This is a genomic window from Zwartia vadi (assembly GCF_030410375.1).
Taxonomy (GTDB): domain Bacteria; phylum Pseudomonadota; class Gammaproteobacteria; order Burkholderiales; family Burkholderiaceae_B; genus Zwartia; species Zwartia vadi.
Map to the genome: position 1 here is coordinate 76313 of NZ_JAUHHE010000011.1, position 15242 is coordinate 91554.

Consider the following 15242-nt stretch of genomic DNA (forward strand, 5'->3'; position numbering starts at 1 on the left):
ATATGAGTAACGTCACCGCAATACAAGTTCCGGACATCGGGGATTTCGATACCGTAGAGGTCATCGAGGTTCTGGTGAAGGTTGGAGACACTGTTAAAGCTGAACAAAGTTTAATTACGGTTGAGTCAGACAAAGCTTCGATGGAAATCCCTACTTCCATCGGTGGTGTGGTCAAGTCTATCGAAGTCAAGGTGGGAGACAAGGTCAAGCAGGGGAGTGTCATGATGCATGTGGATGCAGTCGCATCCGCCGCCCCAGCGCCCGCCGCGGCTGTTGCCCCAACTCCCTCTGTTTCTGCTCCAGCTTCACCAGCACCAGCACCAGCACCAGCACCAGCGTCCGTGCCAGCAGCAGCCATCCCCGCTGCATCAGCGAGCGTTGCGCCTGCTGGGTTGTCAGCGCCCCCGGCCGGCAAGCTCGAGCTACCGCTCTCCACGGCCGGTATGGCGCATGCTTCGCCTTCCGTGCGCAAGTTTGCCCGTGAGCTTGGCGTTGATCTTGCGCTTGTTACCGGCACAGGACCTAAGCACCGCATTTTGCAAGAAGACGTTCAAAACTTTGTCAAACAAGCCTTGTCGGGTGGAGCAGGCTCTTCTGCGGGTGTTGCAGCAGGCGGCTCTCTGGGCGGATTGGAATTATTGCCATGGCCAAAGATTGATTTCACTAAATTTGGCGAGGTGACACCGAAACCTCTTTCGCGTATCAAGAAAATTTCCGGTGCCAATTTGCATCGCAATTGGGTAATGATCCCGCATGTCACGAATAATGACGAAGCTGATATTACTGATCTTGAAGCTTTGCGTGTGACGCTCAACAAAGAAAACGAAAAGTCAGGCGTCAAAGTCACTATGCTTGCGTTTCTAATTAAGGCATGTGTGGCAGCCCTGAAAAAGTTTCCTGATTTCAATGCATCGATTGATGGCGATCAGCTGATCATGAAACAGTATTTCCATATAGGATTTGCTGCCGACACACCTAACGGTCTCGTTGTTCCCGTTATTCGTGATGCGGATAAAAAGGGCATTCTTGAGTTGGCCACTGAAAGTAGCGAGCTTGCCAAAAAAGCACGTGATGGAAAACTGTCTCCTGCTGAAATGCAAGGCGGATGTTTTTCGATCTCCTCGCTTGGCGGTATAGGCGGTACGCATTTCACGCCGATTATCAATGCTCCTGAATTGGCGATCCTTGGCGTGTCGCGCTCCTACATGAAGCCGGTTTGGGATGGTAAAGCCTTTGTTCCACAGCTGACCCTGCCTCTTTCGCTGTCTTATGACCATCGCGTCATTGATGGCGCTGCGGCTGCACGCTTCAATGCCTATCTTGGCAGTCTCCTGGCGGACTTCCGCCGTATTGCACTTTAAGGAGTTGCCATGAGCAATCCAATCGATGTAATCGTGCCAGATATCGGAGACTTTGACACAGTTGAAGTCATTGAGGTGTTAGTTAAAGCAGGGGATACTGTCCGGGCCGATCAAGGTTTGATCACGGTTGAGTCGGATAAAGCCTCCATGGAAATTCCCAGCGCACAAGCGGGCGTGATCAAAAGTATTGCTGTCAAAGTTGGTGACAAGGTCAAACAAGGCTCAGTCATTATGAAGATGGATGCAAGTTCCACGTCTTCGAGTGCCTCAGCTCCTGTTGCAACTCCTATTACATCCGCAGCGGTTGCTGCCCCCCCAGCATCTCCCGCTCCTTCGGTGTCCGCATCATCAAGCACGCCTATCGCGCAGCAAGCGCCCGCTAGTTTCGCCGGTAAAGTTGATAGTCAGTGTGATTTGCTCGTGCTCGGTGCGGGCCCTGGTGGCTATTCTGCAGCGTTTCGTGCCGCAGATCTTGGCTTGAACGTTATCCTCGTTGAGCGTTATGCGACGCTGGGTGGTGTTTGCTTGAATGTAGGGTGTATTCCCTCAAAGGCCTTGCTTCATACGGCTGCAGTGCTTGAAGAAGCCCAGGCGCTTGAGGCGCACGGTATTTCCTTTGCGAAACCCAAAATTGACCTCGACAAGCTGCGAGCGTTTAAAGATGGTGTCATCGGGAAGTTGACTGGCGGTTTAGCCGGTATGGCTCGAGCGCGTAAAGTGACGGTGATCCAAGGCGTGGGTGAGTTTCTGACTGCCAATCACCTTAGCGTCAAGACAGACAAGGGCGTGCATACCATTTCTTTTAGCCAAGCCATCATTGCCGCAGGTAGTCAGTCTGTCAAATTACCCTTTATGCCTAACGATGAGCGAGTGGTTGACTCGACCGGAGCGCTTCTTTTACGAAGTATTCCCAAGAAAATGTTGATCGTGGGTGGCGGCATTATCGGACTGGAGATGGGAACAGTGTATTCCGCACTGGGATCGCGATTGGATGTCGTTGAGATGCAAGATGGCTTGATGCAGGGTGCAGATCGCGATTTGGTGAAGGTCTGGCAAAAGATGAATAGCAATCGTTTCGATCATTTGATGCTAAAGACCAAAACGATTGGAGCCGAAGCCAAGAAAGATGGTATTTACGTCACGTTCGAGGGCGAGGGTGCCCCCAAAGAGGCTCAGCGTTACGATTTAGTGCTGCAAGCAGTAGGTCGCACACCCAATGGTAAGAAAATTGCCGCCGAGCGTGCAGGTGTCGCTGTGACAGAGCGCGGCTTCATAGAAGTCGATCGTCAAATGCGTACCAATGTCCCCAATATTTTTGCGATTGGTGACATAGTCGGTCAGCCAATGCTCGCTCATAAAGCCGTACACGAAGGACATGTGGCAGCCGAGGCTGCTGCCGGACATAAGAGCTTTTTCGATGCAAGGGTGATTCCATCCGTTGCCTACACCGATCCCGAAATTGCCTGGGTTGGACTGACAGAAGACCAGGCCAAGCAAGAGGGTATCTCGGTGACAAAGGGTGTGTTCCCATGGGCAGCTTCGGGCCGCGCGATTGCAAACGGCCGCGACGAGGGGTTTACCAAACTTTTATTTGATGCAACCACCCACAAAATTTTAGGTGGTGGGATTGTCGGAACGCATGCAGGCGATCTGATTGGTGAGGTGGCTCTTGCGATTGAGATGGGTGCTGATGCAGTCGACATTGGTAAAACCATCCACCCGCACCCAACGCTTGGCGAGTCGATTGGCTTAGCTGCAGAAGCAGCGGAAGGTCACTGTACGGATTTACCGCCAGTACGTAAAAAGTAAATCACAATAGTCTTTAGCAAGTTAAAGAGGGTGTCAATTATTTGACACCCTTTTTTTATAACGCGACAGTTGAAAACCAGGGCACGGCCGCAATGAGCACAAGACCAGCAATCAGTGCAAGGATATAGGGCCAAATTGCGCCCATCACTTCATCAGGTGAGGTGTTGCCAATTCGGCACGCAACAAAAAAGCCTATGCCAATAGGCGGCATCATCAATCCAATATTCATTGCAGTAACAACCACCATTGAGTAGTGAATGTCATGGATGCCAAGTTTTCTTGCAATGGGAAACATGATGGGTGCAAGAATTAAAATCGCGGGTAAGCCTTCCAGCAAGCAACCTAATATCAAAAAGATCAAAATGGTCACAAGCATGAAGGTGAATACACCACCAGGTAGTGTGGTCAGAAAATTTGAGAGACTTTGTACGACACCACTTTGCGTGATTGCCCATGCCATGGCGGACGCAGTACCCAAAATCAATAGAATCGCTCCGCTTAAAGCGGCGGTTTCTACCAGCATGCTGTAAATTTTCCTCCAGCCCAGTCCGCCGTATAAGACTTGCCCAATAATCATGGCATAAAGAACCGCGATGGTAGAGACTTCGGTAGCGGTTGCTACGCCACCGCCTACGGCGCTTCGAATGAGAAAGGGTAATACGAGAGCGGGTGCGGCAATGATTAGGGTCCGTCCAATGATCGAAGAACTCGATCGTTTAACTTGATCCATGATTTCGTGACGAGCCTTCCAGCGCGCAAGAATCGCAAGCGCTAGAAGGAGTACCATCGCGATGATGACGCCGCTTTGAAAAAGCCCTGCGATCGAAACACCCGCGACAGAGCCCAGGACAATTAATACGATGCTTGGCGGAACGGTATCCGCCATTGCCGCGCCCGTAGCAAGCAAGGCAATCATCTCCTTTGGTTGATGGCCGCGGCGTTTCATTTCAGGAAAAAGTGCGGGTGCGATCGTTGCCATGTCAGAAACTTTCGATCCAGATATCCCAGAAACGATAAAGAGCGATCCTAGCAGCACATAGGACATACCCGCTTTGATGTGACCGAGTAGAGAGGCCAGAAAATCAACAATGGCTTTTCCCATGCCCGTTGCATCAAGAATGCAACCTAACAGTACGAATATAGGCACAGAGACCAGAATCAAGCTCGACATGCCTTCGTCCATGCGCCCGATGACCACCATCAAGGGCACACTTGTCGCAAATGCTAAATAGCTGAGCGCACCAATTCCAAAGCAAAAGGCGATTGGAACCCCGGCGATCAGACAAAGTGAAACGAGAATCACAAGAAAAAATATGATGTTGTAGAGACCAAGCTCAGTTAAGGCAGAGGATCCTATCCAACATGCGCCAACAAACAGGCAGGCGACAACAATTGCAGCGAATAAATCTCGTCCGCGAACGGTTTTAGTTGCATAAGAGATGAGTATCGCAAGCATTGCCAGAATGCCAAAGGACAGGGCTGAGACGCGGTAGGTATTGGGTATGTTGAGTGCTGGAGACTTAACAAACCACTCTTCCTGGGCATAAATAAGTGCTGGATGGATCAGTGCCAATAGGAAAACAACAATGGCGACAAGCGCGAGAGCGTGAACAAAACCTCGGACCTTCTGGGGCATCATGTCTAAAAACAAGCTCAGTCTCAAATGCTCATTGCGATGCATCGCAATCGCGGTTCCAAGCATCGCAAGCCATAGAAAGGACAAAGAGACCACTTCATCGACCCAAACGATGGGAAGCGAAAAAATATAACGTGCCACAACGCCGATAAAAAGCAGGACGATGATGACAACCATCAAGGCTGCGCTGAGGAATTCGAGTGGTTTGAGAAACCTTGAAATCATTGGCGCTGATTGGGTCGCTGCTTGGGAAGTCATAAATGCTCCGGGTCGTGCTGGATATCTTAAAACTGTGTCAGGAAAAACTTGGGCGCCCGTTGGTGGGCGCCCGAGTTTGTGGTGCTTGATCCAAGTGAATGGACCTTCTGTCGAGCTTGGACCTTTTAGGCTAATTTGCCACTGTAACGTTCAAGCATTGACCATGCCTCATTGCCAAGCTTGGTTTTCCATTCAGCATAGAATCCGCCTGTGCGCAAACGGTCACGGAAAGAATCCGGTGTTGTTTGGTTAAATATCATGCCTTTTTCGGTCAGGCCTTTTTGAAGCGTCGCATTCATGCCGGCAACATCCTCTCGCTCTTTCATGCCCGCAGCATTGATATTTTTAGCCACGATGACACGCAGATTTTCAGGCAAACGCTCCCAGGCGCGACGGTTTGCCAAGAACCAGAAACCATCCCACATGTGATTGGTCAGTGAGCAGTATTTCTGTACCTCATTTAGCTTTGCCGTATCGATAATAGCGAGAGGGTTTTCTTGACCGTCGACAATCTTGGTCTGAAGCGCGCTGTAGACTTCGTTGAAATTGATCGAGGCGGGTGCGGAGTCAAAGGCCTTAAACATCGAGGTCCAAAGCGGGGAGACAGGCACCCGAATCTTGAAGCCTTTGAGGTCGGCGGCTGTTTGGATGGGTTTCGTTGACGACGTGATCTGACGGAAACCGTTATCCCATATTTTGTCCATTACAACCAAATTCGCTTTATTGATTTCTTTACGAACGTGCGCGCCCAAATCGCCGTCTAAAGCTTTCCAGACTTCGTTGTAGTTGGCAAAAGCAAAACCAATACCCGTGATCGAGGATGCCGGTACAAGTGTTGCCAAAATAAGACCGGACAATGTGAAAAACTCAACGCCGCCGCTACGAACCTGACTGAGCATGTCGGTGTCTGAACCGAGCTGGCTGCTTGGGAAAATACGAATTTCAACGCGGCCTTGTGTTTCTTTCTGAATGGCTTCAGCCATTTCCTTGGCCCGAATGTTCATCGGGTGTGTCAGGGGCAGGTTGTTTGCATATTTATAAGAGAATTCCGCCTTGGATTGCGCCCATGCACTATTGAGCGGTGAAGCCAGAGTAATGACTCCGGCACCCATGCCGGTCAGTAGGTTGCGACGAGAAATGGACATTATTTGTCTCCTTGGTGAATAAATCTTAAATCAATCATAGCAACGAAAGGCGGGTCTTCGCCCCTAAATGCGGCTCAGGACGCTAAAATGCGTGTTTTCCCCTACGATGCCTCCTGGTCGCCAACGTGTCACACATTCTGCATATTTCCGGCTCCTCTGTTCTTTCAAGTTTTCGCCAAGAACGCCTGCTTTCCAGCCTGCGTGCTTTGGGTTTGCCCATCGCGGGCGTGAGCGCACGGTACGAGCACTTTGTGTGGTGTGATGAGGCCCCGGATGCTCAAACGCAGTCGCGTATTGAACAATTACTGGACTACGGTGTGGCTTATCAGCTACCTGCCGAATCTGCAGAGGCTATTTTGTTGCGTGTCATTCCCAGGCTGGGAACGATTTCTTCCTGGGCAAGTAAAGCCACGGATATCGCCCACAACTGTGGGTTAAACACCGTCCGACGTATCGAGCGAGGGATCGAGTACCGACTCACCCCCGAACGCGGATGGCTGAAGACTAAACGTCTAGATGCTGAGATGCTCTCCCAGGCGGCGAGCTGCTTGCATGACAGAATGACCGAGACCGTTGTGGATGCAGGTTTCGATCCAGAGGTTTTATTTCGCTCTCTGCCAGGCAAACCGATGCAGACTGTCGCCGTTACGACGCATGGCAAGTCGGCTTTGCTGGATGCCAACTCCAAATTAGGTCTGGCTTTGTCGGAGGATGAGATCGATTATCTGACGCAAGCTTTTACTGAGCTGGGTCGTGATCCTACGGATGTCGAGCTCATGATGTTTGCGCAGGCCAACAGTGAGCACTGTCGCCATAAAATTTTTAATGCTCAGTGGGTGATTGACGGGCAGACCGAGTCCAAGACCTTGTTTGGCATGATTCGGGAAACGCATGCAGCACAGCCTCTTGGCACCGTGGTTGCTTACTCTGACAATGCCGCCATTATGGAAGGTGCACAAGCTCAGCGTTTTCAGGCTACACCTGTCAAAGAGGGCCAAGCAGCGATCTATGGAACGGAGCGCAAGACTGTCCATACGGTGATGAAGGTCGAAACGCACAATCATCCAACTGCGATTGCGCCATTTGAGGGGGCATCAACTGGTGCGGGTGGTGAAATTCGCGACGAGGGCGCCACGGGCCGAGGATCCAAGCCTAAAGCCGGCCTTGCTGGATTTACTGTCTCTCACCTCAGGTTTCAGGATGCGCTTAGAAGCTGGGAGTCCGATCATCACGGCGCTCCCGATCGTATTGCCTCACCTCTGTCCATCATGATCGAGGGGCCCCTGGGAGCCGCGGCATTTAATAATGAATTTGGTCGTCCTAACTTGTTAGGTTATTTCCGCAGCTACGAGCAGACCGCCGGACAAACGCGCTGGGGCTATCACAAGCCCATCATGATCGCAGGAGGACTGGGTAGTATTGACGAGGGTGCAACGAAAAAGGACAGGATTGAACCTGGTGCTTTGTTGATACAGCTAGGTGGTCCAGGTCTAAGGATTGGCATGGGTGGTAGTGCAGCCTCCAGTATGGCGGTAGGTACCAACACTGCGGCGCTGGATTTCGATTCAGTTCAACGCGGCAATCCAGAGATCGAGCGTCGTTGCCAGGAGGTCATTGACCGCTGCTGGCAACAGGGTGAAAACAACCCGATTGTCGCGATTCATGATGTTGGGGCAGGCGGCTTATCGAATGCTTTTCCCGAATTGGTCAATGATGCTGGACGAGGCGCCACCTTTGATTTGACACGTGTGCATCTCGAAGAGTCCGGCATGTCTCCTGCAGAAATCTGGAGCAATGAATCACAAGAACGTTATGTTCTGTCAGTATTGCCAAAGGATTTGCCGCGCTTCCAAAAGATTGCGGAGCGCGAACGCTGTCCGTTTGCAGTGATTGGTGTGGCAACCTCAGAACGCCAGTTACGGGTCGTTCAAGGAGAAGGCTTGCCCGGACTTGATACGCTGACACCCCAGCAGGGATTGCGCCCCGTTGATGTGCCGATTGATGTGATTTTGGGTAAACCTCCGCGCATGACCCGCGAGGTTAAACGTTTGAACCCCGAGACAGCGCCACTTGACTTAACTGTTATATCGCTTGAAGACGCAACCACCCGTGTCTTGCAACATCCAACGGTCGCCAATAAGAGCTTTTTGATCACGATTGGCGACCGCACAGTAGGCGGTTTATCTAGTCGAGATCAACTTGTCGGTCCCTGGCAGGTGGCTGTTGCAGACTGCGCTGTCACCTTATCTGATCATGACGGCACCCGCGGCGAGGCGATGGCCATGGGTGAGCGCACCCCGATTGCCGCGATTGACGCGCCAGCCTCTGGAAGAATGGCTGTAGCTGAGGCCCTGACTAATCTCGCTGCTGCGGATGTTGCCCGCATCGAGGACATCAAACTCTCTGCCAACTGGATGGCTGCATGTGGCGCCCCCGGTCAGGATGCCGCATTGTTCGATACGGTCGCAGCAGTTAGTGCGTTGTGTCAGCGTGTCGGACTTTCAATTCCCGTTGGGAAAGACTCTCTTTCGATGCAGACGAGTTGGACCCAAGAGGATCAAAAGCGTCAGGTGATCTCTCCAGTGTCCTTGATTGTCACTGCTTTTGCTCCCGTTCAGGATGTGCGCCAAACGCTCACCCCACAACTGCGAACGGATGTCGGGCCCTCAGCCTTGATTCTGATCGATCTTGGATTGGGTAAGCAAAGAATGGGCGGCTCCATTCTCGCGCAGGTGTGTAATCAAATCGGTGAGCAAACACCTGATGCCGATGATGCCGAGGTGTTGCGTACGTTCTTTGTAACGATTCGTGCCTTGGCGGAGTCGGGTGTCGTGCTGGCCTATCACGATCGTTCTGACGGCGGGTTGTTTGCGACAGTTTGTGAAATGGCTTTTGCCGGACACACGGGTGTCTCGCTCAATCTTGATATGTTGACCATCGATGCCTACGCCGCAGACTGGGGTGATTATAAAATTCGTCCTGAACAGGTTGCTGTTCAGCGTGATGAACTGACACTCAAAGCGCTCTTTAATGAAGAGCTTGGTGCCGTGCTTCAAGTGCCAGCCACTGAACGCGATGCGGTGATGCAAGTCTTGCGTGCTGCAGGCTTATCCGCACATTCTCATGTGATTGGTTCGCTCAATCCAACAGATGAAATCGAAGTGTTCCGTGATGGCAAAAAGATCTGGGGTAAACCTCGTGCCGAATTAGGAAAAATCTGGAGTGATGTCAGCTACCGAATTTCTTCATTGCGTGATAACCCTGCTTGCGCCTTGTCCGAATTTGAAACCTGGTCTGATACAACCGATCCGGGCATGCAGCCAATCGTAGGTTTCGATCCACAAGAAAATATTGCAGCACCGTTTATTCTCAGCGGTGCTCGTCCGCGTGTGGCAATTTTGCGTGAACAGGGCTGTAATAGCCAGGTTGAAATGGCTTGGGCTTTTGATCGATCGGGATTCGAGGCTTGGGACGTCCATATGACTGATCTTCAATCCGGGTCGACTGATCTCTCCAGTTTTCAAGGTCTGGTTGCAGTAGGTGGATTTAGTTACGGTGACGTCTTGGGAGCAGGTGAGGGCTGGGCGCGCAGTATTTTGTTTAACACTCAGCTATCCGATCAGTTCGCCCAGTATTTTGCTCGCTCAGACACGTTTGCGTTAGGCGTTTGTAATGGTTGTCAAATGATGGCTGCTTTGGCGACCATGATCCCCGGCGCACAAGACTGGCCAAGGTTTACCCGTAATATTTCTGAAAAATACGAAGCACGATTTTCAATGGTTGAGGTGCTTGAATCGCCTTCTTTATTCTTTAAAGGCATGGCTGGTGCGCAGATCCCTGTCGCAGTTGCGCATGGTGAGGGATTTGCCAATTTTTCTCGTCAAGGTGATCCAGGCAAAGCCCTCGCCGCGTTGCGCTACGTTGACCATCGCGGGCATGCGACCGAAGCGTATCCGTTCAATCCTAACGGCAGTCCTGGTGGTTTGACATCAGTGACAACAGCCGATGGTCGTTTTACTGTCATGATGCCTCACCCTGAGCGTGTGACGCGTAATGTCATGATGTCTTGGGCCCCTGAAGCTTGGGGCCCTCAGGATAGCAAAGGCGCCTATTCTCCATGGATGCGGTTTTTTCAAAATGCACGCGTGGCGTTGGGGTAGAACCTCTATCAGGTAGGCTTGACGTCTAAAATCATGCAGGTCGTTGTGGCGAAAGCATGAAGCTTGCCGTCGGGCCCCAATATTTTTCCCTCTGCCGTTGCAACTTGTCTTCCTACCTGGATGACTGTTCCAACGGCTCTGACTCGCCCAACACTTGGACTGAGCGCCCGAGTCATTTTGACACTCAAATCAAGCGTGGCATAACCTTTTCCAGCTGGTAGCATGGAGTGAATCGCATTTCCTACAGCGCCATCTAGAATGCTGGCAAACCACCCGCCATGAACGGAACCTTGAACGTTCAGAACATCGTGTGTGGGGTGCCCCTGTAGAACAACACGACCCGGCTCAACTTCCATCAACATATAGTTCATGGTGATCGCCATCGGGCCGCTTGGTAGTTCGCCCCGCCTAACAGCTTGCATAATCTCCAAACCAGTCATGCTCGATATTTGACCAGGCGTCAGAAAACCAGATTTGCGGCCGTTTTTCATGCTTGCCAGCAGGTTTTTTTCTTCTTCTATCCAACGTGCCAGAGTGTCGCTTGTGCTCATATTTTGGATTGCACCGAATAAAATTTTTTAAGGATTCTGTCTTTTAGCATCAGTTTGAGCTCGAAAGTAGTGGTTTACCCATCGTATAATCACGCTTTGCGCCCGGAGCTATTTATGCGTCTTATCCAAACTGCGCTCACCTTCGACGATGTTTTGCTGGTTCCTGCCTTTTCGCAGGTTCTTCCCAGAGACACTTCGCTGGTCACACGCCTGACACGTAACATTTCCCTGAATATCCCTTTGGTATCTGCCGCAATGGATACTGTCACCGAATCCCGCCTCGCGATTGCGATGGCCCAGGAGGGGGGTATTGGGATCATTCACAAAAATTTGACAGCAGATCAACAGGCACAAGAGGTTGCTCGCGTCAAAAGACACGAATTCGGTATTGTGATCGATCCGATTACAGTCACGCCCGACATGAAAGTTCGAGATGCGATCGCACTGCAGCGCAAACACGGTATATCCGGTTTGCCTGTTGTCCAGGGTGGTAAGGTTGTTGGCATTGTCACCAACAGGGATTTGCGTTTTGAGGACAGGCTCGACGCCTTGATCGCTACGGTCATGACACCCCAGGAACGTTTGGTCACGATGAAAGAGGGCACCACCCTCTCAGAGGCCCAGACATTGATGCATAAACATCGCTTGGAGCGTGTCCTGATCGTCAATGATGCGTTTCAGTTGCGCGGCTTGGCTACAGTCAAAGACATTGTTAAAAACACGGAGCATCCTGCTGCAAGCAAAGATATCCATGGTCAGCTTAGGGTGGGTGCCGCAGTGGGTGTGGGCGACGGAACCGAGGAGCGGGTTGAGAAACTCGTTGCCGCCGGTGTGGACGTCATTGTGGTTGATACCGCTCATGGTCACTCGGCCGGTGTGATTGAACGCGTGCGTTGGGTGAAAACCAACTTCCCCAAAGTAGAGGTGATCGGCGGCAACATCGCGACTGGCGACGCTGCGCGTGCATTACTCAATGCTGGTGCCGATGCAGTCAAGGTCGGGATTGGTCCAGGTTCGATCTGTACAACGCGCGTGGTTGCCGGTGTTGGCGTTCCACAAATCACAGCTATTTCAGATGTATCCAAGGCGCTGGAGGGCACGGGAGTCCCTCTGATCGCTGATGGCGGTGTCCGCTTCTCCGGAGATGTCGCCAAAGCGATTGCGGCGGGTGCCTCGTCAGTCATGATGGGCGGTATGTTCGCAGGCACTGAAGAGGCGCCAGGCGAGGTTGTATTGTTCCAGGGACGATCCTACAAGTCTTATCGCGGTATGGGTAGCCTGGGCGCAATGACAGATGGTTCTGCTGATCGCTATTTTCAGGATCCTGCCAATAATGCCGACAAACTCGTTCCAGAGGGCATAGAAGGACGTGTTCCCTATAAAGGCAGTGTATTAGCGATTATTTTCCAACTCGTTGGGGGCATTCGTGCTTCGATGGGCTATTGCGGCTGTGCTTCGATCGAAGAAATGCGCACCAAGCCCCAATTCGTGCAAATCACCGCAGCAGGTATGCGTGAGTCGCACGTACACGATGTTCAAATCACAAAAGAAGCGCCTAATTACCGGGCCGAATAGTTTCACCTACAGGTTTTCATCTCATGCATCAGCGCATTCTCATCCTTGATTATGGTTCACAAGTAACCCAGCTCATCGCGCGTCGCGTGCGAGAGGCTGGGGTGTACTGCGAATTGCACCCCGGCGATGTTGATGCCTCATTTTTGAAAAATCAAATTTCACAAGGCCTCAAGGGCATCATTTTGTCCGGAAGTCATGCATCGGTGTATGACGAAGATTCCCTGAAAGTCCCACATGCTGTCTTTGAAGCTGGCGTACCCGTACTGGGCATCTGCTACGGTATGCAAGCAATGGCTCAGCAATTGGGTGGTGAAGTTAATTATTCTGATCACCGAGAGTTTGGCTATGCAGAGGTTCGTGCGCGCGGTCATACTCGCTTATTGAAAGATATCGAGGACTTCACGACGCCCGAAGGGCACGGCATGCTCAAAGTATGGATGAGTCATGGTGATCAGGTGACTCGGTTGCCTGAGGGTTTTAAAGTCATGGCTTCAACGCCATCTTGCCCAATCGCCGGCATGGCAGACGAGTCGCGTGGTTTCTATGCGGTTCAGTTTCATCCCGAAGTGACGCACACAATCAAAGGTCAGGATCTACTCAACCGCTTTGTTCATGATATCTGCGGCTGTGTTGGCGACTGGACGATGCCAACTTATGTTGACGAGGCTGTTGCCCGCATTAGAGAGCAGGTCGGTGATGACGAGGTGATCCTTGGCTTGTCTGGTGGCGTCGACTCTTCGGTAGCCGCCGCACTGATTCACAAGGCGATCGGAGATCGGCTGACCTGTGTGTTTGTCGATCATGGTTTGTTGCGCCTTGACGAAGGCAAGCAGGTTATGGAGACTTTTGCTCAAAACATGGGTGTGCGCATCATCCATGTGGATGCGACAGAGCAATTCATGGGCAAGCTTTCGGGCGTATCGGATCCTGAGGCAAAACGTAAAATTATCGGTCGTGAGTTTGTCGAGGTGTTTCAGGCTGAAGCCGGCAAGCTCAAGCAAGCAAAATGGCTTGCTCAAGGCACGATTTATCCGGATGTGATTGAGTCTGCCGGTGCTAAAACAGGTAAGGCTGTTGCCATCAAGTCACACCATAATGTGGGTGGTTTACCCGATACCCTGAACCTTAAGTTACTCGAACCTTTGCGTGAGTTGTTCAAAGACGAAGTACGCAAGCTTGGTGTGGCACTGGGCTTGCCACATGGCATGGTTTATCGCCATCCTTTTCCAGGTCCCGGTCTGGGTGTGCGTATTTTGGGCGCTGTGAATACTGAGTTTGCCAACCTGTTGCGCCGAGCCGATGCAATTTTTATTGAAGAGCTTCGCAATACCATTGATCCAGAAACAAAACAGTCTTGGTACGATTTGACATCGCAAGCTTTTGCCGTTTTCCTACCGGTCAAATCGGTTGGCGTGATGGGCGATGGTCGTACCTACGATTATGTGGTTGCCCTGCGAGCCGTCCAGACCTCAGATTTCATGACTGCCGATTGGGCGCCGCTACCATATCCCTTGCTCGCAAAAGTCTCCTCTCGGATCATTAATGAAGTGCGCGGTATTAATCGTGTCGTGTACGACGTATCGAGCAAGCCGCCTGCAACGATTGAGTGGGAATAAATTCAGTCAATCCTTACTTCTTAACTGCCGGTGTCAAATCTTCCGCAATCATTTCGCGTGACATCGGTATGTACTGAATTGCCTGACTCCCAAAATCCACTTTGTTTAAATTTACCTGTCGGATGTTCAAATTTCCGTATGTTCGAAAGTAGGCGATCTTGTTAGTCAAATCGTAGACTGTGACCCACTGAGTTTGCTCATAAGCGAGCTTTTCTTTGCCATCACTTCTCGACAGAGTTTTCTCCGCCACGGCACCAATCGGGATGTCCACGGCATTTAAAATATGAAAGGCAAGATTCGCTGCACCCTTCGCATTTTCTGCAGGCACAGATGAATAAGCGAGTGCCGTCGCTCTCAAAAATCTGGCTGGTGGAGTGTAATCCCCTGGTAAACCTATTAGACCCGTGCCCTGTCCAATGGGAGGAAGTGTGATCGAACCCAGTCTCAAGCCATCCACATTGATATTGGTGAGATTGATATGGTTACGCAGGTTGGTCATGTGCCAATCAAAATTTGGCGCATTGGTGAGCACACCGATTGGATTGTCATGGATAACGAGCTGACCTTTGACGTACTCTATGACGATTGAGCCACCTTTAGCATCGCGTATTGCCCAATGCAGAGGTTGAACGCCTGCCTTTGGTACGTCCAACCCGTAAACAGTGACCTTACCCAAGGCTTCACGAACCTGATCAACGGTTTCAAATTGACTCAACGTCCAGTTGACCAGATCAGTATTAGCAATGACGTTTTTACCATCGGCTGGAAATGTCTGATACTCAAAAAAACCAGGAATGTATAAGGCGTGGGCGGACAAACCAACCTCATTCATGCCATCAGTGGCCACGCCAAGATTAAAAGTATTAATTCCTAAAAAAGCATATTTGCTCGTCCATCCCATTCCTGCCTTCATCCCTGGCAGCATCGCAGTCAACGCAAATTGACGTGGTACTAGCATCACATTGCTCTCAAGGTCCAAGCCTAGTTCCATTGACCGGCCTACTACCCAGGCAGCATCTTTGGATTGCAAGCGAAAAGTTGTGCAGGCGTTTGCTGGTGCAGCGATCAGTAAAGCCACTGCACAAGACAAAATTTTAGTGACAACTGGTTGAATGGTTTGTGTGAACATGG

The 15242-nt window shown here is 51.2% G+C and carries 9 protein-coding genes; 5 read left to right on the forward strand and 4 right to left on the reverse strand.

Translation table 11 applies throughout. The features are described 5' to 3' along the window. The first annotated feature begins 2 nt into the window (after positions 1-2). A complete protein-coding gene (aceF, locus tag QWY27_RS10775) occupies positions 3-1361 on the forward strand; it encodes a dihydrolipoyllysine-residue acetyltransferase (RefSeq protein ID WP_290197539.1) in 1359 nt (452 codons plus the stop codon). Positions 1362-1370: 9 nt separating this feature from the next. After that, positions 1371-3170, forward strand: a complete 1800-nt coding sequence (gene lpdA, locus QWY27_RS10780; protein WP_290197540.1) for a dihydrolipoyl dehydrogenase — start codon at positions 1371-1373, stop codon at positions 3168-3170. 55 nt (positions 3171-3225) lie between these two features. Here lpdA and QWY27_RS10785 read toward each other — a convergent pair whose 3' ends face one another. Together QWY27_RS10785 and QWY27_RS10790 are read right to left on the reverse strand one after the other, a co-directional pair. Continuing rightward, a complete protein-coding gene (locus QWY27_RS10785; protein ID WP_290197542.1) occupies positions 3226-5064 on the reverse strand; it encodes a TRAP transporter large permease in 1839 nt (612 codons plus the stop codon). Between the two features lie 125 nt (positions 5065-5189). Further along, positions 5190-6209 (reverse strand): TRAP transporter substrate-binding protein, encoded by a 1020-nt coding sequence (locus QWY27_RS10790; RefSeq protein WP_290197544.1) that lies wholly within the window; start codon positions 6207-6209, stop codon positions 5190-5192. A 125-nt stretch (positions 6210-6334) separates the two neighbouring features. Here QWY27_RS10790 and purL point away from each other — a divergent pair, with 125 nt between their 5' ends. Then, positions 6335-10369, forward strand: coding sequence for a phosphoribosylformylglycinamidine synthase (gene purL, locus QWY27_RS10795; protein WP_290197546.1), 4035 nt, complete (start codon positions 6335-6337; stop codon positions 10367-10369). An 8-nt stretch (positions 10370-10377) separates the two neighbouring features. Here the strand turns inward: purL and QWY27_RS10800 are convergent, their stop codons facing one another. Beyond that, entirely contained in the window at positions 10378-10920 is a 543-nt protein-coding gene (locus QWY27_RS10800) for a PaaI family thioesterase (protein WP_290197548.1), read from the reverse strand. A 114-nt stretch (positions 10921-11034) separates the two neighbouring features. Between QWY27_RS10800 and guaB the strand changes: the two genes are divergently transcribed. Together guaB and guaA are read left to right on the forward strand one after the other, a co-directional pair. Continuing rightward, positions 11035-12495, forward strand: a complete 1461-nt coding sequence (guaB, locus tag QWY27_RS10805) for an IMP dehydrogenase (protein WP_290197550.1) — start codon at positions 11035-11037, stop codon at positions 12493-12495. A gap of 23 nt (positions 12496-12518) precedes the next feature. Continuing rightward, entirely contained in the window at positions 12519-14111 is a 1593-nt protein-coding gene (gene guaA / locus QWY27_RS10810) for a glutamine-hydrolyzing GMP synthase (protein WP_290197552.1), read from the forward strand. 13 nt (positions 14112-14124) lie between these two features. Here the strand turns inward: guaA and QWY27_RS10815 are convergent, their stop codons facing one another. After that, positions 14125-15240, reverse strand: coding sequence for a linear amide C-N hydrolase (locus QWY27_RS10815; RefSeq protein WP_290197554.1), 1116 nt, complete (start codon positions 15238-15240; stop codon positions 14125-14127). Positions 15241-15242: the final 2 nt, after the last annotated feature.